1 protein-coding gene is annotated in these 457 nt (G+C 55.8%); it reads right to left on the bottom strand.

The window, feature by feature from the left end; genetic code table 11:
• Positions 1–457, bottom strand: a 457-nt coding sequence (locus IT084_RS17730; protein ID WP_195714191.1) for an IS200/IS605 family accessory protein TnpB-related protein, incomplete at both ends; no start/stop codon positions are given.

Raw genomic sequence — 457 nt, 5'->3', positions numbered from 1 at the left:
TGAAGAGCCGCTTCACCTTTCGGGTCATCCCTTTTCCTTCCCCAGGCAAGGAATTGACCTTTCGGTTCAGCTTCTCTTTGACAGCCTGGATTTTCTGCTTCAGTTCACCGGTAATGCGTTCCTTGAAGCCAATCGCCCGCCGGGCGATAGTTAATGCGGCGGCGTGGTGGATAATTACCCCGTACCGCTCCATGTACTTGTAATAGCCGATGGTGGACGTGTGCGCCGGCCTGACCGGTTTTGCGCCGACACCTTCCTTGCACGCCCTGCGCGTGACGGCCTCGATTATCTTCTTAAACGGGAAGTTGGCCGCCATGCGGTTGAATTTCCTGTCCGTGTCCAGCCGGTCTTTGCCGAAGTCCAGATCCTCCAATGCGATGGGTTTGCCTAAAACTTTGGCAATGTCCACCACCACTTTGGCCAACACGCCTGTCAGGTATGTGCGCCGGTATCCACG

The sequence above is a fragment of the Desulfallas sp. Bu1-1 genome (genome assembly GCF_015594625.1).
Taxonomy (GTDB): Bacteria; Bacillota; Desulfotomaculia; order Desulfotomaculales; family Desulfallaceae; genus JADNRQ01.
The sequence above is the reverse complement of the archived record's forward strand: the minus strand, read 5'-3'. Positions and strand labels throughout refer to the sequence as shown.